Annotated in this window: 17 protein-coding genes; 2 read left to right on the top strand and 15 right to left on the bottom strand. The window is 67.6% G+C overall.

The features are described 5' to 3' along the window. Together fbaA and A5724_RS18685 are read right to left on the bottom strand one after the other, a co-directional pair. Positions 1-1,038 carry a class II fructose-bisphosphate aldolase gene (gene fbaA / locus A5724_RS18690; protein WP_067805187.1) on the bottom strand — a complete coding sequence of 346 codons (1,038 nt, stop codon included), beginning with the start codon at positions 1,036-1,038 and terminating at the stop codon, positions 1-3. 56 nt (positions 1,039-1,094) lie between these two features. After that, entirely contained in the window at positions 1,095-2,108 is a 1,014-nt protein-coding gene (locus A5724_RS18685; protein WP_067805185.1) for an alcohol dehydrogenase catalytic domain-containing protein, read from the bottom strand. Positions 2,109-2,168: 60 nt separating this feature from the next. On the opposite strand from A5724_RS18685, the gene A5724_RS18680 reads away from it, so the two are divergent. Further along, entirely contained in the window at positions 2,169-2,855 is a 687-nt protein-coding gene (locus A5724_RS18680) for a VTT domain-containing protein (RefSeq protein ID WP_067805182.1), read from the top strand. On the opposite strand, the gene A5724_RS18675 is transcribed toward A5724_RS18680, so the two are convergent. The 8 genes from A5724_RS18675 to A5724_RS18640 are packed head-to-tail and all read right to left on the bottom strand — an operon-like array spanning position 2,852 to position 10,768. Next, on the bottom strand, positions 2,852-4,039 hold the full coding sequence (locus tag A5724_RS18675) for a VWA domain-containing protein (protein WP_067805178.1): 1,188 nt from the start codon (positions 4,037-4,039) through the stop codon (positions 2,852-2,854). The genes A5724_RS18680 and A5724_RS18675 overlap by 4 nt on opposite strands. Next, on the bottom strand, positions 4,036-4,671 hold the full coding sequence (locus tag A5724_RS18670; RefSeq protein ID WP_067805174.1) for an SRPBCC family protein: 636 nt from the start codon (positions 4,669-4,671) through the stop codon (positions 4,036-4,038). Before A5724_RS18670 ends, A5724_RS18675 begins: the two co-directional genes overlap by 4 nt. Before the next feature lie 13 nt (positions 4,672-4,684). Beyond that, the gene (locus tag A5724_RS18665) at positions 4,685-5,566 is read right to left on the bottom strand and encodes a MoxR family ATPase (RefSeq protein WP_067805597.1); all 882 of its coding nucleotides are present in this window, start codon (positions 5,564-5,566) and stop codon (positions 4,685-4,687) included. Then, positions 5,563-6,156, bottom strand: a complete 594-nt coding sequence (locus tag A5724_RS18660) for an NTP transferase domain-containing protein (RefSeq protein WP_067805171.1) — start codon at positions 6,154-6,156, stop codon at positions 5,563-5,565. The genes A5724_RS18665 and A5724_RS18660 overlap by 4 nt, the downstream gene beginning before the upstream one ends. Then, positions 6,138-6,911, bottom strand: a complete 774-nt coding sequence (locus A5724_RS18655; protein ID WP_067805169.1) for an XdhC family protein — start codon at positions 6,909-6,911, stop codon at positions 6,138-6,140. Before A5724_RS18655 ends, A5724_RS18660 begins: the two co-directional genes overlap by 19 nt. Positions 6,912-6,921: 10 nt before the next feature. Further along, positions 6,922-9,312 (bottom strand): aerobic carbon-monoxide dehydrogenase large subunit, encoded by a 2,391-nt coding sequence (locus A5724_RS18650; RefSeq protein ID WP_067805166.1) that lies wholly within the window; start codon positions 9,310-9,312, stop codon positions 6,922-6,924. Next, positions 9,309-9,785 (bottom strand): (2Fe-2S)-binding protein, encoded by a 477-nt coding sequence (locus A5724_RS18645; protein WP_067805164.1) that lies wholly within the window; start codon positions 9,783-9,785, stop codon positions 9,309-9,311. The genes A5724_RS18650 and A5724_RS18645 overlap by 4 nt, the downstream gene beginning before the upstream one ends. A gap of 2 nt (positions 9,786-9,787) precedes the next feature. Further along, positions 9,788-10,768, bottom strand: coding sequence for a xanthine dehydrogenase family protein subunit M (locus A5724_RS18640; RefSeq protein WP_067805161.1), 981 nt, complete (start codon positions 10,766-10,768; stop codon positions 9,788-9,790). A 76-nt stretch (positions 10,769-10,844) separates the two neighbouring features. Here A5724_RS18640 and A5724_RS18635 point away from each other — a divergent pair, with 76 nt between their 5' ends. Further along, on the top strand, positions 10,845-11,813 hold the full coding sequence (locus tag A5724_RS18635; protein ID WP_067805158.1) for a LysR family transcriptional regulator: 969 nt from the start codon (positions 10,845-10,847) through the stop codon (positions 11,811-11,813). Here A5724_RS18635 and nhaA read toward each other — a convergent pair. The 5 genes from nhaA to A5724_RS18610 are packed head-to-tail and all read right to left on the bottom strand — an operon-like array spanning position 11,810 to position 17,112. Further along, positions 11,810-13,648 carry a Na+/H+ antiporter NhaA gene (gene nhaA / locus A5724_RS18630; RefSeq protein ID WP_067805156.1) on the bottom strand — a complete coding sequence of 613 codons (1,839 nt, stop codon included), beginning with the start codon at positions 13,646-13,648 and terminating at the stop codon, positions 11,810-11,812. The genes A5724_RS18635 and nhaA overlap by 4 nt on opposite strands. Beyond that, on the bottom strand, positions 13,645-14,754 hold the full coding sequence (locus tag A5724_RS18625; RefSeq protein ID WP_067805153.1) for a glycoside hydrolase family 76 protein: 1,110 nt from the start codon (positions 14,752-14,754) through the stop codon (positions 13,645-13,647). Before A5724_RS18625 ends, nhaA begins: the two co-directional genes overlap by 4 nt. A 15-nt stretch (positions 14,755-14,769) precedes the next feature. Then, on the bottom strand, positions 14,770-15,441 hold the full coding sequence (locus A5724_RS18620; RefSeq protein WP_067805595.1) for an RNA methyltransferase: 672 nt from the start codon (positions 15,439-15,441) through the stop codon (positions 14,770-14,772). Then, on the bottom strand, positions 15,438-16,331 hold the full coding sequence (locus tag A5724_RS18615; RefSeq protein WP_067805150.1) for a hypothetical protein: 894 nt from the start codon (positions 16,329-16,331) through the stop codon (positions 15,438-15,440). Before A5724_RS18615 ends, A5724_RS18620 begins: the two co-directional genes overlap by 4 nt. A 4-nt stretch (positions 16,332-16,335) precedes the next feature. Continuing rightward, on the bottom strand, positions 16,336-17,112 hold the full coding sequence (locus tag A5724_RS18610; RefSeq protein ID WP_067805147.1) for an SDR family oxidoreductase: 777 nt from the start codon (positions 17,110-17,112) through the stop codon (positions 16,336-16,338). Positions 17,113-17,247: the final 135 nt, after the last annotated feature.

Below are 17,247 nucleotides of genomic sequence, written 5' to 3'. Positions count from 1 at the left end.
CTAACGCGCCGAAACCGACCGGCCGGCACTGTGAAGGTCATTGCACGCCTCCACCACCCGCTCACTCATCGACGCCTCGGCCTTCTTCAGGTAGCTGCGCGGATCGTAGACCTTCTTGTTGCCGACCTCGCCGTCGATCTTCAGCACACCGTCGTAGTTGCTGAACATGTGGCCTGCGAGCGGACGAGTGAACGCATATTGGGTGTCGGTGTCGACGTTCATCTTCACCACGCCATATTTGAGCGAGTCCTCGATCTCCGACTTCAGCGATCCGGATCCGCCGTGGAACACGAAGTCGAAAGGCTTTGCGCCCTCGGCCAATCCGAGCTTGGCCGCGGCGACCTGCTGGCCCTGCGCGAGGATGTCGGGCCGTAGTTTGACGTTGCCTGGTTTGTAGACACCGTGCACGTTGCCGAACGTGGCGGCCAGCAGGTACTTACCGTGCTCGCCGGCGCCCAGCGCGTCGATCGTTTTCTCGAAATCCTCGGGTGTGGTGTACAGCTTGTCGTTGATCTCGTGAGCGACGCCGTCCTCCTCGCCGCCGACGACACCGATCTCGATCTCGAGGATGATCCGCGCTGCCGCCGCCTCCTTGAGCAGTTCGCGGGCGATGTCGAGGTTCTCGTCGATCGGCACCGCCGACCCGTCCCACATATGTGACTGGAACAGCGGGTTTCGGCCCTCGGACACCCGCTGCTGCGAAATCGCCAGCAGCGGTCTGACGTAGCTGTCCAGCTTGTCCTTCGGGCAGTGGTCGGTGTGCAGTGCGACGGTGACCGGGTACTTGTCGGCAACGATGTGCGCGAACTCGGCAAGCGCGACGGCGCCGGTCACCATGTCCTTTACGCCCAGTCCGGAGCCGAATTCGGCTCCGCCAGTGGAGAATTGGATGATGCCGTCGCTGCCGGCATCGGCGAACCCCTTGAGGGCGGCGTTAATCGTCTCCGAGGACGTGCAGTTGATCGCCGGGAACGCGAACGAGTGCTCCTTAGCTCGACCCAGCATCTCCGCATATACCTCGGGCGTGGCGATGGGCATATCAGTTCCTCCCGGCTTCGACAGATTCGTTGAAGTATCTCAAGAACGAGGCCGACTCACATCGTCAGCACCATGCGGTAGCGCGCGCGACCCTCGTCCATCGCCGCGTACGCGTCGGCGGCCTCGGCCAGCGGCCGCTCCTCGCTCCACGCGCGCACACCGGTCAGCACCGCGAAAGCCATGGTCTCCTCGATATCGCGTGACGTGCCGGACGGATGCCCCTGCACCGAGGTGCCGGGGGCGATCAGCTGCATCGGGGAAATTGGCAGCGGGTCGGCGGTGACGCCGACGATCACGAGTTCACCCTCCGGCGCCAGTCCGCCGACCGTGTCGGCCATCGCTTGCGAGTTGGCCGCCGTCGCGAGCACCACCGAGGCGCCTCCGAGGGCCTGCAATGCGTCCGCGACGTCGACCGCGCGCGAATCGATGAAGTGATGCGCACCGAGTTCACGCGCGTTGGCCTCCTTGTCGGCGCCGCGGGCTATCGCGATCGTCTCGAACCCCATGACCCTGGCCCACTGCACACCGAGGTGACCAAGCCCGCCGACGCCGAGCACCGCCACGCGGTCGCCGGCCACCGCCTTGGTCCGCCGCAGCGCGTTGTAGGTGGTCACCCCCGCGCAGCCCATCGGCGCCGCCTCGGCGAAGGACAACTCGTCCGGGATGCGCGCGAGCGCCGTCGCGGGCGCGACCACCGACTCGGCGTAGCCGCCCGGATAGTGCCAACTCGGCACCTCCCCGTTCACGCACTGCATGAACTTGCCCTGCCGACAGGGGATGCAGCGGTTGCAGTTGCCGCCGAACCAGCCCACCGCCACCCGGTCGCCAACGGCGAATCCCTCGACACCCTCGCCCAACTCCGCGACGGTGCCCGCAATTTCGTGGCCAAGGGTCAACGGCCACGTCATATTCGGAAAGCCGCCTGCGACGAAACCGTGGTCGGTTCCGCAAACTCCACAGGCGGCGACCGTGATGCGGACCCGCCCTGGACCCGGCGCGGCGGTTTCGACGTCGACGAGGGTCAGCGGCCCGTTCGCGGACGCCACTTGGACAGCTTTGTGAGTGGCCATAGCCGACCCTAGCCCCGGCACAGCGTCCGGTCAGGGTGTCGCCGGTATCTTGGGGGGCCTATGAACTTTCACCTGGCGGCTGCGGACCAGCTGGCGCTCATGCCGGACTTCCTGGATCCGATCAAGCTCATCGGCTACTTCGGCACGTGGGCGCTGGTCGGCCTGCTGGTCGTCATCTTCGTCGAATCCGGCGTGCTGTTTCCGGTGTTGCCAGGCGACACGCTGCTGTTCGTCGCGGGCATGCTCGCCGCGGGCACGGCCGCCGCCGGTCAGGCCAACTTCACGCTGTGGCAGCTACTGGTTTTCATCCCGATTGCCGCCGTCCTCGGTGGGCAGGTCGGTTACTTCATCGGCCGGTACGTGGGCACTCACATGTTCAAGCCGAACGCGCGCATCCTCAAGCAGCGCTATCTGGACGAGGCGCATTCGTTCTTCGAACAGCGCGGGCCGTTCGCGATCGTGATCGCCAGGTTCGTGCCGATCGTGCGGACGCTGGCGCCCATCACCGCGGGCGCCGCCAAGATGGGGTACGCCACGTTCACGTTGTTCAACGTCATCGGCGCTGTGGTTTGGGGCATCGGCCTGACCCTGCTCGGATACGGCCTGGGTCAGTTCGACATCATCCAGAAGCTGCTGGAGCCGATCTTCATCCTGATCGCAGTCGCGTCCGTGACGCCGATGATCATCGAGTGGTACAAGCGGCGCCGGGCCGCCAAGCGGGCGGGCGAACCCGCGCCGGAAGGCTAGTCGGTCAACGCGGTGAACAGCTCACGCAGTCCGGTGACGGAATGCGCGGGCAGCAACAGGTCGCAGTACGGCAGCGCGGCGGCCATCGACGCGGCCAGCGGCCGGAACCCAGGTTGCGCGGCGCGCGGATTGAGCCACACCAGCTTGTGAGCGCGCCGACGCACCCGGGCCAGCGCGTGCGCCAGGATCTCCGGCGGGTCACTGTCCCAGCCGTCGGAGGCGATGATCACCACCGCGCCGCGCAGTGCGTTGCCGTGCGAGCCGCCAACCAGATCGGCGACACAGCGCCCCAGATGGGTGCCGCCGTAGCGGTCGGTGACCTTCGCATTGGCCTTGGCCAACGCCACCTCGGCCGACCGATTCGCCAGCGCGGCGGTCAACCGCGTCAGCGACGTCGAGAACGCGAAGACCTCCGGACGAATCCCCTTCTGCCGCAGCGCCGCTGCCCGCATCAGATGCAGATACACGGTGGCGTACTGTCGCATCGACTGGCTGACGTCACATGCCATCACGACTCGACGGGGGTGGCGGCGGGCGCGGGTACGGGCCAGCCGCACCGGCTCCCAGCCCGTGGTGCGTGAGGCTTTCATCGTCTCGCGCATGTCGATGCGCTTGCCGTGCTGATGCGGCTCGCGGCGAAGGCTGCGGCGCTGCGGCCAACTGTCCGCCGCCCGCTCCAGCCAGTCGCCGAGCTGACGGAGGTCGGCCGCGTCGAACCGGTCGAACGGTTCGTCGACCCGCGCGACGAAGCGGCTTGGCAGCGTGTCGGGGACGGCCACCTCGGTCTCATGGGTATCGGATGCCGTCACCGACGCGGGCAGCGTGCTCCACGGCAAGTTCCCTTCGGCGACCGGGTTCTCGCGACCGGGCACGCCGGCGTCGGCTGCGGCCGTGGTGCCGAGGCTGCGCTTGAGCCCAGGCGGATCGACACCGAACACCGCGTCGGCGAACACCGCCTCGAACACCGCGTCGAACGCGGTCAGGTCCTCGACGCGGTTCACCAGCGTCAATCGCGCGTGCCAGTACAGCTGTGTTCGGGTGCGCGGCCATTGCCGGCGCATTATGTCGACGAATGAGGTTGGGCCGCTTGGCGATACCGCTACTGAACCGCAGTGGAGCCGCTGCACGAGGGCGACGGCAAAGGCGGCGATGTCGACGCCCCGCAGCAGCAGCGGGGTGGTCATCGCTTGCGGCGCCTGCCGAGCACCAACACGATGACCGCCAACGCGAGGGCGGCCACCACCAGCGGCGTGTATCGCTTCAGCGCGTCGCCGCCCGCGAGCTGGATCAGGTCTATGGGCTCCGCGGCCGGCGGGCTCGCAGGCTGGGCCGGTGCGTTGCGGTCATCCTCGGGGGCGGCGGCGGGCGCCTTGTCGTCGGCCAGCTTCGCCTCCAGCGATTCGACGAACTGACGCAGCAGCTTCTCCGAAACCTGTTGCAACATACCGCTTCCGAATTGTGCGAGCTTGCCGACCACCTTGAGGTCGGTGTCGACGGTGACGCGGGTGTGGTCGCCCTCGTCGTGCAGTTGGGCCGTGACGCTCGCTGCCGCGTTGCCGGTGCCGCGCGCCTCCTTGCCCTTACCGTCGATGACCGCGCGGTGCTGCTCGCGGTCCTGCTCGACGAAGTGGACCTTACCGCTGAACTCGCTGGTCACCGGACCCACCTTGACCTTCACCTTGCCGAGCACATCGTCGCCGTCGCGGCCCGTCATCTGCGCGCCGGGCATCAGCGGGATCACTTGTTCGAGATCGGTGAGGACATCCCAAGCATCCTCGATGGGGACACTGACGGTGAACTCGTTTTCGATCTTCATCGAGCGATTCCTCTCATTGGCTGCCGTAGGTTGCGAACGCTTCGCTGATCAGCGCGTGGTCGTCGGGGGTCTTGGCCAGCGCGCCAAGGCTTGTCGATCCCAGGGCGATGTCGGTGGCGATCAGGTCGGTCACCCCGAGCGCCACCAGGGCGGCCACCCAGTCGATCGTCTCGGCCACCCCCGGCGGCTTGTCGAGGTCGAGAGTCCGTGTCTCGCCGACGAACTGGGCGGCGTGCTGGATCAGCGCAGCGGTCGCACCCGGCACCGTCCGGCGCACGATCGCGGCCGCCCTGGCAGGCTCCGGATACTCGATCCAGTGGTAGAGGCAGCGCCTCCGAAGCGCGTCGTGCAGATCGCGGCTGCGGTTGGAGGTGAGCACGACGATGGGAGGGCGCGCAGCGACGTAGGTACCGAGTTCGGGAACCGTCACCGCCGCCTCCCCGAGGAACTCCAGCAGCAGCGCCTCGAATTCGTCGTCAGCGCGGTCGATTTCGTCGATCAACAGCACCGGGACGCCGGGGCCGCGGTAACGCACGCACTGCAGGATCGGCCGGTCGACCAGATAGGCCTCGGTGTACAGGTCGCTTTCCTCGATCGCCGTATGACTCGCCTCGGCGAGGCGGATGCTGAGCAGTTGACGTTGATAGTTCCAGTCGTATATCGCTTCGCTGGCCGTCAACCCCTCGTAGCACTGCAACCGGAGAAACGGGGCATCCAGCACGGCGGCAAGGGTTTTGGCGGCGGTGGTCTTGCCGACTCCCGGCTCGCCCTCCAACAGCAGCGGTCGACCGAGGATGACTGCGAGGTAGATCGCCGAGGCGGTGCCGGTGTCGAGCAGGAAGTCGTGGACATCGAATCGGCCGATCACCTCGTCGACATCGCGGAACAGCGTCATCGCGCCAGCGATTCGCATAGCCGGCGGTAGTCGTCCCAGGTGTCCACGTCGAGCGGGACCGCGTCGTCGATCGGCACGCGTCGCACTCCGTAGCGGCCGGATTCCATCAGCCGCCACACACCCTTGTCGCCATGCAGTTTCTCCAACTCGCCGAACACTCTGCGCCCCAGCCAGAACGGATGGCCGACACCGTCAAGGTATTCGCACACCGCCAGTGCGTCCTCACGCGACGAGGCAATCAACTTCGTCACCGTCGAGCATGTCACGCCCGGCTGATCGCCCAGCATCAGCACCACACCGTCGGCGCGTTGGTCGACCCACCCCAACGCCGTTTGCAGGGACGAGGAGCAGCCCGAACCCGGATCGTCGGCGAGCACGATGTCCAGCCCGTCCAACGCCACGGCCTGCCTCACCTCGTCGGCCACCGCACCGAGGGTGACGATGAGTTGGTCGAACGGGCAGTTGCGGGCCATCTCCAACGTGGCGCCGAGCAACGTCGTATTGCCAAGCGGCAGCAACTGTTTTGGTGTGCCCAACCGGCGTGAGCCGCCCGCCGCCAGCACCACACCGGTCACCCGTGACCGTGGCATGCTTCTTCCCTCGGGGCGGGCGCGGCGGCCGTGCACCCTGGTGCGCTCACACCGTCCACGCGTATCGCACGGATCACCTCGGCCAGGATCGACACGGCGATCTCGGCGGGGGTCTTCCCGCCGATCGGCAGCCCGACCGGGGTGTGCACGCGGCGCCGTTCGGCGTCGGTCAGCTCAAGGCCCGCCAGGATCGACCGGCCGCGAACCGCGCTGGCAACCAGGCCGATGTAGCCGACGCCCGCGTCGAGTGCCGCCCGGATGGTCTCGGCTTCCGGGCCGCCATGGGTGGCGATGACGACGGCGGTGGCCTGGCCGGTGTCGCCGTCACCGTCGCGGTGCACGTCGTAACCCAGCGCCGCGGTGGCCGCGGCGAGCGCCCGCGCTATCGGGGTGGCACCGCAGATCCGCAGCAGCGGCGCGGGTACCTGCGGGTCGAGGAAGATCTCCAGCGCACCGCCGGACAGGCACGGGTTGACGACGACGCATGCCCCCGGCGCTTCGGGGAACTGCACGTCGCCGTCCGGCAACACCCGCAGCAGTACGCTTTCCCCGGCCTGCAACGCCCCGAGCGCCGCCTTACGCACCGAGTTCTGCGTGCACTGACCGCCGACGAATCCTTCGATTGTGCCGTCGGACAACAGGATCGCCTGATCGCCCGCATGCGCGGAGGCCGGTTGCTGCGCGCGCACCACCGTGGCGTGGACGAACGGCATCCGCGCGCGGCGCAGTTGCTGGGCCCGATCACTGACTGTCATGAAGGCTCCTCTAGATCGGCGGAGTGGCTCTGCCCTGCATGGCTTCCCACACCCGCGACGGCGTCAGCGGCATGTCGGCGTGCCGGACCCCGAACGGCGCCAACGCATCCACCACGGCGTTGACCACCGCGGGCGGGGATCCGACCGTGGCCGATTCGCCGATACCTTTGGCCCCGATCGGGTGATGCGGTGACGGTGTGATGGTGAAACCGGTCTCCAGGTTCGGCACCTCGACGGCGGTCGGGATCAGATAGTCCATCAGCGAACCGCCGAGGCAGTTGCCTTCCTCGTCGAACGCGATCATCTCCATCAGCGCCATGCCGATGCCGTCGACGATGCCACCGTGCACCTGACCCTCGATGATCATCGGGTTGATCCTGGTGCCGCAGTCGTCGACCGCGAGGAACCGGCGCACCTTCACCACAGCCGTTCCCGGGTCGATGTCGACCACGCAGAAGTACGCGCCGTACGGATAGGTGAGATTCTCGGGGTTGTAACAGATTTGCGCATCGAGACCACCTTCGATCCCGTCCGGTAGATCGCCTGCGCCGTGTGCGCGCATCGCGATGTCCTGGATGGTCACCGAGGCCGACGGGTCACCTTTGACACCGAAGCTGCCCTTGCCCCACTCCAGGTCGGCGACCGAGGCTTCGAGCATGCCGGAGGCGATGATCTTGGCCTTGTCGCGGACCTTGCGCGCCACCAGCGCAGCGGCGGCACCGGAAACCGGCGTCGACCGACTGCCGTACGTTCCGAGTCCGAACGGCGTCTGGTCGGTGTCGCCGTGCACCACTTCGATATCGTCGGGCGGGATGCCGAGTTCTTCGGCGACGATCTGGGCGAACGTGGTCTCGTGACCCTGGCCCTGGGTTTGAACTGACAGCCGCACAACGGCTTTGCCGGTCGGATGCACCCGCAGTTCGCAGCCGTCGGCCATGCCGAGCCCGAGGATGTCCATGTCCTTGCGTGGGCCCGCGCCGACGGCCTCGGTGAAGAACGCCATGCCGATGCCCATCAGTTCGCCGCGCTCACGCCGCTGGAGCTGCTCGGCGCGCAGTGCGTCGTAGCCGATCATGTCCATCGCCAGCCGCATGGTCTTCTCGTAGTCACCCGAGTCGTACACCCAGCCGGTCTTCGACTTGTACGGGAACTGCTCGGGTTTCAGCAGATTCGCCAGTCGCAGCTGCGCCGGGTCCATCTGCAGTTCGTGTGCGAGGCAGTCCACCAGTCGCTCGACGAAGTACACGGCTTCGGTGATGCGGAACGAGCACGCGTAGGCCACGCCGCCCGGCGCCTTGTTGGTGTAGACGGCGGTCATGTGGCAGTACGCGGCTTCGATGTCGTAGCTGCCGGTGAACACCCCGAAGAAGCCGGCCGGATACTTCACCGGTGCGGCGGTGCCGTTGAATGCGCCGTGATCGGCCAGCACATTCGACCGAATCGCGAGAATCTTGCCGTCTTTGGTGGCGGCGATCTCGCCTACCATGATGTAGTCGCGGGCGAACCCGGTGCTGGTCAGGTTCTCGCTGCGGTCCTCCATCCATTTCACCGGCTTGCCGAGCAGCAGCGAGGCCACGATGGCGCAGACGTAGCCCGGATAGATCGGCACCTTGTTGCCGAATCCGCCGCCGATGTCGGGCGAGATGACCCTGATCTTGTGTTCGGGCAGGCCTGCCACCAACGCGTACAGCGTGCGGTGGGCGTGCGGCGCCTGGCTGGTCGACCACAGTGTCAGCTTGCCGGTCACCGGGTCGAGGTCGGCCACCGCGCCGCACGTTTCCATCGGCGCGGGATGCACTCGGGGATAGACGATTTCCTGTTTGACCACGACATCGGCCTTGGCGAACGCCGCCTCGGTGGCGGCGGCGTCGCCGGTCTCCCAGTCGAAGCAGTGGTTGTCCGTCTTGCCGTCGAGGTCGGTGCGGATCACCGGGGCGTCGGGGTCGAGCGCCTTGCGGGCGTCGATCACCGGGTCGAGCGGATCGTATTCGACGTCGATGAGTTCCAGTGCGTCCCTGGCGGCGTACCGGTCGGTGGCGACGACGAACGCCACCTCCTGACCTTGGAACCGCACCTTGTCGGTGGCCAGCACCGCCTGGACGTCGTTGGACAGTGTCGGCATCCACGCCAGGCCCTTCTCGGCGAGGTCGGCACCCGTGACCACCGCCTTGACCTTCGGATGTGCCTGTGCCGCAGTGGTGTCGATGCCGACGATGCGGGCGTGCGCGTACGGCGACCGCAGGATCGCCAGATGCAGCATGCCGGGCAGCGTGACGTCGTCGACGTAATTGCCGCGTCCCCTGATGAACCGCGGATCCTCCTTGCGCAGCATCCGGCCGTGTCCGCAGGGCTTCTGGTCGTTGTCGGCGGTATCTTCTGGCCGGATTTCGGTGGTGGTCATGCCTTCGCCTCCACGTCGGCGTGTTCGGCGGCCCACTGGATGGACCGCACGATCGTGGTGTAGCCCGTGCAGCGGCAGATCTGCCCGGAGATGGCCTCGCGGATGGTCTTCTCGTCGGGATCCGGTACGCGGTCGAGAAGTGCGCGCGCGGTGATCATCATGCCCGACGTGCAGAACCCGCACTGCAGTCCGTGGCACCGCATGAAGCCCTCCTGCACAGGATCGAGGTGGCCGTCGGTTTCGAGGCCTTCCACGGTGCGGATGCTGTGTCCGCCCGCCATCGCCGCGAGCACAGTGCACGACTTGACTGGTTCGCCGTCCATCTCGACGACGCAGGTGCCGCAGTTGCTGGTGTCGCAGCCCCAGTGAGTTCCTGTGAGCCGCAACTGGTCCCGCAGGAAGTGGACGAGCAGTGTGCGCGGCTCGACCTCGGCGGTGACCGGTTCACCGTTGACCGTCATGGTGACCTGCATGGCTAATTCCCTTCCACGGCTGGGGCGTTGCGTATCCGCTGCACCGCGCTGCGCAGTGTTCGGACGGTGAGTTCGTTGGCAAGGTGGCGCTTGTACTCCGCGCTGCCCCGCATGTCGGTGACCGGACTGCAGGCCTGCTCGGCATCGCGCCCTGCGTCGGCGAAGGTTTCCTCGGTGGCGGGCCGGCCCGCCAGGCCCGCGCCGACGGCGGCCAGTGCGTCGCCGTCGGTGTTGACCGCCGTCAGCCCCAACCTGGCCGTGACGATGGTGTCGCCGTCGAGTGTCACCGCGGCGCCCGCCGCGGCCACCGCCCAGTCGCCGACTCGGCGTTCGACCTTCGCATAGGCATTCGAGCTGTTGTGCCGCAACGGAATCCGAATTTCGATGAGCATCTCGTTGTGGGCCAGCGACGTCTCGTACGGACCGGCGAGGAAGTCGTCGATCGGGATCTCGCGCTCACCGGACGGGCCGCGGGCCAGGCAGACCGCGTTCAGCACGGTGCACACCGTGGTGAGGTCCTCGGCCGGGTCGGCCTGACACAGCGAACCTCCGACCGTGCCACGGTTGCGCACCACGGGATCGGCGATCACGCGTTCGGCGTCGCGGAAGATGGGGCACACCGCGGCCAGCTCGTCCGACTCCAGGGCCTCCCGGTGACGCGTCATCGCACCGATGCGCACCAACGTCGGATCGATGCCTGATGTCGCCGGCCTTCCGGCTCCGATGCCTGATGTCGCCGGCCTTCCGGCTCCGATGCCTGATGTCGCCGGCCTTCCGGCTCCGACCACGATGTAGCCGAGTTCGGGTATCAGGTCGTTGATGTCGACCAGGTATTCCGGGTTGGCGATGCGCAGTTTCATCATCGGCAACAGGCTGTGCCCACCTGCGACGAGCATTGCTCCGTCTCCGAGTCGGTCGAGTAACCCGATGGCGTGATCGACGCTGGTGGCACGTTCGTATTCGAAGGGTCCTGGAACCTGCATGTGGCGAGTGTTCGCCCGGCTGTAGGCGGCGTCAATAACGGGTTAAGCGATCGCTTAAGTCACTAGTCTTGCAAGCGTGACACCGGCTCAACTTCGGGCGTTTTCAGCTGTCGTGCGCCACGGTTCGGTCCACGCGGCGGCGGACGAACTGGGTATGTCCGATGCAGGCATCTCCATGCACGTCGCGCAGTTACGCAAGGAACTCGACGACCCGTTGTTCTCGCGCACGTCGGCAGGCTTGGCGTTCACCCCGGGCGGGTTGCGGCTCGCCAGCCGCGCGGTGGAGATCCTCGGGCTGCAGCAGCAGACCGCGATCGAGGTGACGGAGGCCGCGCACGGGCGGCGGCTGCTGCGGGTCGCGGCGTCCAGCGCATTCGCCGAACACGCTGCGCCGGGGCTGATCGAGTTGTTCTCGTCGCGCGCCAAGGATCTCGCGGTGGAGCTCAGTGTTCACCCGACCGGAATGTTCCGCGAACTGGTCACCTCCCGCGCGGTCGACGTCGCGCTAGGCCAGGTGCGCGCACAGGAGCGCGCCGACCACGATGCCGCGATCGTCGTGCGGCCGTTTCTGAACTACCAGATCCTCACCGTGACGGCACCGGGCAGCCCGCTGGCCACCCGGACCCCGACACCGGCGTTGCTGCGCGAACAGCAGTGGATGCTCGGACCGTCGGCGGGCAGCCAGGACGGTGAGATCGCCACCGCACTGCGGAGCTTGGCGATTCCGGAAGCGCAGCAACGTATCTTCCAAAGCGATGCGGCGGCGCTGGAGGAACTCCAGCGGGTCGGCGGTGTCAGCCTGGCCATCGGCTTCACAGTCGGCAAGGACATCGCGGCGGGCCGGCTGATCCACGTCAAGGGGCCGGACCTTCAGATCTCCGGCGAGTGGTGCGCGACGACGCTGTCGCCCGCCGCCCGTCAGCCTGCGGCTGCCGAGTTGGTGCGGTTCATCACCACCCCCAGGTGCACTCAGGCCATGCTGCGCGGCACCGGGGTGGGGGTCACCCGCTTCCGGCCCAAGATCCATGTCACCCTTTGGAGTTAACTCTCCAGCGCGCGGATCAGGCTCGCGGCGTCCCAGGGGCCCTTGTGCCGCTTGCCGTTGACGAAGAACGTCGGCGTGGACTTGAGGTCCATCAGTTCGGCGTCCTGCGCATCGTCCTGGACACGGTGCAGCACCTTGGTCGGGTGCACACGCACGTCCTGGTCGAACCGTTCCAGGTCGAGACCGAGCGTGTTGGCGTAGCGGTAGATGTCCGACCACTCCAGGTCGTCCTGGTTGGCGAACAGCATCTTGCCCATCTCGAAGTACTTGCCCTGCAACCCCGCCGCCTCCGCGGCCCGCGCGGCGTCGAACGCACGCGGATGCACCCGCTCCAGCGGCAGATGACGCCACACATAGCGCAGTCGTCCGCCGAAGTGCTCGGCCACCTCGTCGATCGCTCCGGTCGCCCGGCTGCAGAACGGGCATTCGTAGTCGCCGTACTCGACCAGCGTCAGCGCCGCCTGCGGGTCGCCGCGAATGTGGTCGCGCTCGGGGTCGACGGGCCGGATCAGCTTGAGCCCCACCGGTTCCGGCGGACTGACCTTGTCGGTGATCCGGAAGATCGCCCAGCCGAGCGCGAACGCGGCCGCGGAGGCCAGCAGCACGCCGACGCGCGCCTGGTCCTGGCGCGCCGGTTCGGAGATCGCGATGTCGACGATGAACAGCGAGATGGTGAAACCGATTCCGGACAGCGCCGCACCACCGGCCACCCGCCGCAACTGCCCGCCGGGGGCAAGCTGGCCGAGACCCGTGCGCTGCATGAACCACGTCGCGCCGGTGATGCCGATGAATTTGCCGATCACCAGACCCGCGACGATGCCCCAGGTCAGCGTCGACGCCATCGCGGCCGTCACGCTGGCCGAGTCCAACCGGACCCCGGCGTTGGCCAGCGCGAACAACGGCAGCACCACGAACGACACGTACGGCCCGACGTCGGTCTGCAGTCGTTCGTTGATAGAGATCGAGTCCCGCAGACCGCGAGTGGCGGCCCTGGCGTACCGCGAGTTGGGCGACTGCCGGAAGGCGCGGATCATCTCGACCGTCGACTCCACCTGCTGGCGGTCGGGGGTGAAGACGGGGATCAGCAACGCGACCGCGACGCCCGCGAGGGTGGGGTGAATGCCCGCCGCGGACAACGCCACCCACAGCGCGAAGCCGAGCACCGCGTAGGCGGGGCCTCGGGCGGCGGGTAGGAACCGGACCAACGCCAGCGCGGCGAGCAGCACGACGGAGACCACGAGCGGGACCACCGCGATGTGGTCGGAGTAGAACAGGGCGATCACGGCGAGCGCGCCGATGTCGTCGACAACGGCCAAGGTGAGCAGGAAGATTCGCAGCCGGGACGGATATTTGGGTTTGATGATGGCCAGCGCGCCGATCAGGAACGCGGTGTCGGTGGAGATCACCACCCCCCAGGCCTGGGCGTTCTCCCCCGACGGATTCAACAGCAGGAAGATGACGGCGGGCAGGGTGAGCCCGGCGATCGCGGCGACGACGGGGACCGCGGCGCGCGCCCGATCGGTGAGTTCTCCGATCGTGAACTCGCTGGTGACTTCGAGTCCGACGATGAAGAAGAAGAACGTCATCAGGCCGTCGTTGATCAGATGCTTGACGGTCATCTCGAACGTGTGATCACCGAAGGTGAAGCCCACGTGGGTGTCCAGTAACGTCCAATAGGTTTGCGCCAACGGCGAATTGGCCCACAGGATGGCCGCGGCGGTGAAAAGAAGCAAAAGCGCGGCGGCGGTGTTCTCCTTGGTGCCGGGCGCTTTGGGGTCGCGGCTGAAACGGCCGGGCAGCAGGCGAACGATTCGCGGCAGCGTCTCGGCGGTCACTCGTCGCTCACCGCGGCCATCGCGTGGGCCGCCTCCATCAGCATCCAGCCCGACAACTGCACCGACAGGTCCCGTTCGGGAACCTCGGAGGCGTTGACCGCGCCCTCGACGAACTGCGCTTCCGCGCCTGCGGCGCTTGGCATTTCGGCGGTGCGGTCCCAGAACGCGGCGAACAGCGGCAGGCCGTCGACGGTCTGCCGGTTCTCCCATGCCGATTCGGCCGAGGTGAGCACCAGCGTGCGCGCGATGTCGCGGGCCTCGGCATCCGCGGGCCCGTTCTGCGGCAGGGTGGTGACCACCAGCGCGAGGTAGCGGGCCAGGACGCCGTTGAACAGTCCACCGTCACCGCCGCCCGCGCCCTTGATGATGCCGCCGGGCGCCATGTGCTCGCGCACGGCCTTGACGAGCCTGTGCACCCGCTCGGCGTTCTGCGGGTCCTTGGTCCGCGCGGCGAGTTCGGTGTCAAGGCCGATCACCACGCCCTGGCAGTAGGTGTACTGCGCGCGCACCAGGGATCCGGCCTTGATGCCGTCGAACACCAGATGGGTTTCCGGGTCGATCAACGTCTCGTCGATCCAGTCCGACATCTGCTGCGCGCGCCGCAGTCGGTCGTCGTAGCGGGACAGGAAGATGGCCGCCGGCCCGTTGGCCGGGGCGTTGAAGAACTGGTCCTGCTTGCGCCACGGGATGCCGCCGCCGTCCTCGGGCACCCAGGCGTTGAGGAACTGCTCGGAGAGCCTCTTCAGTGCGCCCGGTTTCTCGACACCGGCCAACCGGCCTGCCCGCTCCAGCGCCAACGCAAGCCACGCCATGTCGTCGTAGTAGTCGTTGGTCCATCCGGTGTTGCGTAACCGGTGCGCGCGGATCTGACGCTCGATCTTCGTCTTGCGCTCCGGTTGCGGGTCGCGCACCTGCGCGTCGACGAGGTTGTCCAGCAGGTGCGCCTGCCACCAGTAGTGCCAGATGCCGAAGTTGCGGTGCCTGCGCGACGCCGGCCACGCGACGACGCCGAGTTGGGTGCCCGGCAGTCCCCACAGCGTTTTCAGGTGTCGCTTGGCAATCGCCGTCTCCGCGCTCGCCGCGCGGTTAGCCCATACCTGATCCATGTGACCGATCCTGCCCTACCAGGCGTTCGAAATGTCCCCATGTTGAGTGATCCAGGTGTGCATCGCGATCCCCGCAGCAACACCGGCGTTGATGCTGCGGGTCGAACCGAATTGGGCGATCGACACGGTCATGGCGGCGCCCGCCTTGGCGTCGTGGGTGATGCCGGGACCTTCCTGCCCGAAGATCAACAGGCAGTCCCGCGGCAGCGCGGTGTGCTCGATGCGGACCGAGCCTGCGACGTTGTCGACGGCGACGACGGTCAGGCCTGCGTCGGCGGCGAAGGCCAGCAGTTCGGCCGTGCTGTCGTGGTGGCGCAGCCGCTGATATCGGTCGGTGACCATGGCGCCGCGGCGGTTCCACCGGCGCCTGCCGACGATGTGCACGGTGTGCACGGCGAACGCGTTGGCGGTGCGGACCACCGCGCCGATGTTCGCGTCGCTGCCGAAGTTCTCGATCGCGATGTGCAGCGGGTGCCTGCGCCGGTCGATGTCGGCGACGATGGCTTCCCTCGTCCAGTACCGGTACGCGTCGACGACGTTGCGGGAGTCGCCGTCGCGCAGCAACGCCTTGTCGTAGCGAGGATCGTCGGGAAGCGGCCCCTGCCAAGGGCCGACGCCCGGCCCCTTACCCCATTCGGTGGGTCCCGGAGCCGCTTCGGCGGCGACATCAGGCCTGGGCTCCGTCATTTCGACGTCCACAGCGCGGCGTGGGTGCCCGCCACCGACACCGTCGCGTACAGCAGCGCCCTGTTGATCTCGCCCTGGGTGCACAACGACACGCGGACCTGGACCGCCTCCCGCGTCGAGTCGGGCAGCACCAGCACCGACGCGCCGTAGATGTCGCAGGCGTGGCTCAACCCAGGTGGCGGCAGAGTCGGTGCGACGAACACCATCAGCGGACCGCCGCGGCGGGCCGAGTCGTCACGGTATCGCGTTGCCAGCCCGTCGATTTCGAGCCCGAGTAACATGTAGCCGTTGCCCGAGAACGCGTTTGGATCACCCACCGCCGCGGGATCGAGTTGAGCTCCGTCGGCGCGGAACGCGTCGACGCTCGTCGTTTTCAACACCAGCCCGGTGTCGTTCTCGTTGGTGGGCAGCAACCCGACCGGAAACGCCGCCGGGTAGGCCGCGACGGTGTCGGGGATGCGCTCGCGCGGTGAGTACGCGTAGACACCGCGCACCTGGGACTGGTCACGCTGCGGTCCGAGGCACGCCGTGCCGGTGATTCGGTCCGGGCTTGGCGCCGAGACCGGTTGCAGCCCAAGGTTTGTCACGTCCCGACAGCCGCCGATGGCGTTGGCCTCGATCGGGTGCGTCAGTGCGCCGTACAGCCCGAACCGGATGTCCTCTGCTTTGGCGTGCGGCGTGTCCTGCTCCGCCACCGAACCGTCGACGTCCACGAGCACGTGGTCGGCGTCGAATCGCAGATTCTTCAGGGTGAGGTTCCAGCCGAGGATCGACTGGGTCTGGCCGATGGCAGCGGCCTGCGTCGAATACGGATGGGGGCGCGCGTCGCTGCCGGAGCACCCGGATACCACCATGACGACCGCCGCGACGACGGCGATGAGCGCACGCACCGGCTCAGGTTCTGTTTCGGCCGCGACCTACAACCTTCGTCATGGCGCGCAACACATTTCGCGGCACCACTCGGCCCCCGGTGGTGAGCGCCTTGTACTGCAGGCCCGGCACGATCACCACCTTGTTCTTGGCGACGTCGACCATGCAGTCGCGCACGACGTCGTCGACCTCGAGCCACAGGAACGACGGTGTTCCGCTCATCTCGATGCCTGCGCGCGCATGGAATTCGGTGTGCACGAAGCCGGGGCACAGCGCATGCACCCCCACCCCGGTGTCGGTCAGGCCATTGGCCAGCCCTTCAGAGAACGCGATCACCCACGCCTTGGACGCCGAATAGGTGGAACCGCGGCCGGGCAGCAGGCCTGCGACGCTGGCGACGTTGATCACGGTGCCCTCGTCGGCGGCCAGCATCGGCGGCAGCGCGGCGTGCGTCAACTGCATCACCGCGGTCACGTTGACGTCTAGTTGGTTTTGCAGCAGCGCATAGTCGGCGGTCCAGAATTCACCCGACGTGCCGAATCCCGCGTTGTTGACCAGCACCCGCACACCCGCGGCCAGTCGATCCACGACCTTCGCGCGGTCGGCTTCCTGGCCGAGGTCGGCGACCAGGACTTCCACGTCCGCGCCCGCCTCGTCATGCAGTTCGGCGGCGAGGCACTCCAACCGATCGGCGTCGCGGGCGACCAGCACCAGGTCGTAGCCGTCGATCGCATAGCGGCGGGCGAACCCCGCGCCGAGCCCGGACGTCGGTCCAGTGATCAGCGCGACGGGGCGAGACATGCGTATGAGAGTAACTACCGCTGGTAGTGCGGAGACTGCCGCCCATTGCGTGACGGCGGCGGCGGCGCACGGCGCACCCCTTCGGCGCGGCCGGCCTCAGGCCGCGGGGCGTAGCGGCCGACTTCGGGGCGGGAG

The organism is Mycobacterium sp. ACS1612, from assembly GCF_001667505.1.
In the GTDB taxonomy this organism is placed as follows: Bacteria; Actinomycetota; Actinomycetes; order Mycobacteriales; family Mycobacteriaceae; genus Mycobacterium.
Note: the sequence above shows the minus strand (reverse complement) of the source record. Positions and strands in the feature narration are given on the sequence as shown.

Bases quoted from the DNA above. Each gene is read 5' to 3' on its own strand.
- fbaA (WP_067805187.1), bottom strand. From the start codon at position 1,038: ATGCCCATCGCCACGCCCGAGGTATATGCGGAGATGCTGGGTCGAGCT.
- A5724_RS18685 (WP_067805185.1), bottom strand. From the start codon at position 2,108: ATGGCCACTCACAAAGCTGTCCAAGTGGCGTCCGCGAACGGGCCGCTG.
- A5724_RS18680 (WP_067805182.1), top strand. From the start codon at position 2,169: ATGAACTTTCACCTGGCGGCTGCGGACCAGCTGGCGCTCATGCCGGAC.
- A5724_RS18675 (WP_067805178.1), bottom strand. From the start codon at position 4,039: ATGACCACCCCGCTGCTGCTGCGGGGCGTCGACATCGCCGCCTTTGCC.
- A5724_RS18670 (WP_067805174.1), bottom strand. From the start codon at position 4,671: ATGAAGATCGAAAACGAGTTCACCGTCAGTGTCCCCATCGAGGATGCT.
- A5724_RS18665 (WP_067805597.1), bottom strand. From the start codon at position 5,566: ATGACGCTGTTCCGCGATGTCGACGAGGTGATCGGCCGATTCGATGTC.
- A5724_RS18660 (WP_067805171.1), bottom strand. From the start codon at position 6,156: ATGCCACGGTCACGGGTGACCGGTGTGGTGCTGGCGGCGGGCGGCTCA.
- A5724_RS18655 (WP_067805169.1), bottom strand. From the start codon at position 6,911: ATGACAGTCAGTGATCGGGCCCAGCAACTGCGCCGCGCGCGGATGCCG.
- A5724_RS18650 (WP_067805166.1), bottom strand. From the start codon at position 9,312: ATGACCACCACCGAAATCCGGCCAGAAGATACCGCCGACAACGACCAG.
- A5724_RS18645 (WP_067805164.1), bottom strand. From the start codon at position 9,785: ATGCAGGTCACCATGACGGTCAACGGTGAACCGGTCACCGCCGAGGTC.
- A5724_RS18640 (WP_067805161.1), bottom strand. From the start codon at position 10,768: ATGCAGGTTCCAGGACCCTTCGAATACGAACGTGCCACCAGCGTCGAT.
- A5724_RS18625 (WP_067805153.1), bottom strand. From the start codon at position 14,754: ATGGATCAGGTATGGGCTAACCGCGCGGCGAGCGCGGAGACGGCGATT.
- A5724_RS18620 (WP_067805595.1), bottom strand. From the start codon at position 15,441: ATGACGGAGCCCAGGCCTGATGTCGCCGCCGAAGCGGCTCCGGGACCC.
- A5724_RS18610 (WP_067805147.1), bottom strand. From the start codon at position 17,112: ATGTCTCGCCCCGTCGCGCTGATCACTGGACCGACGTCCGGGCTCGGC.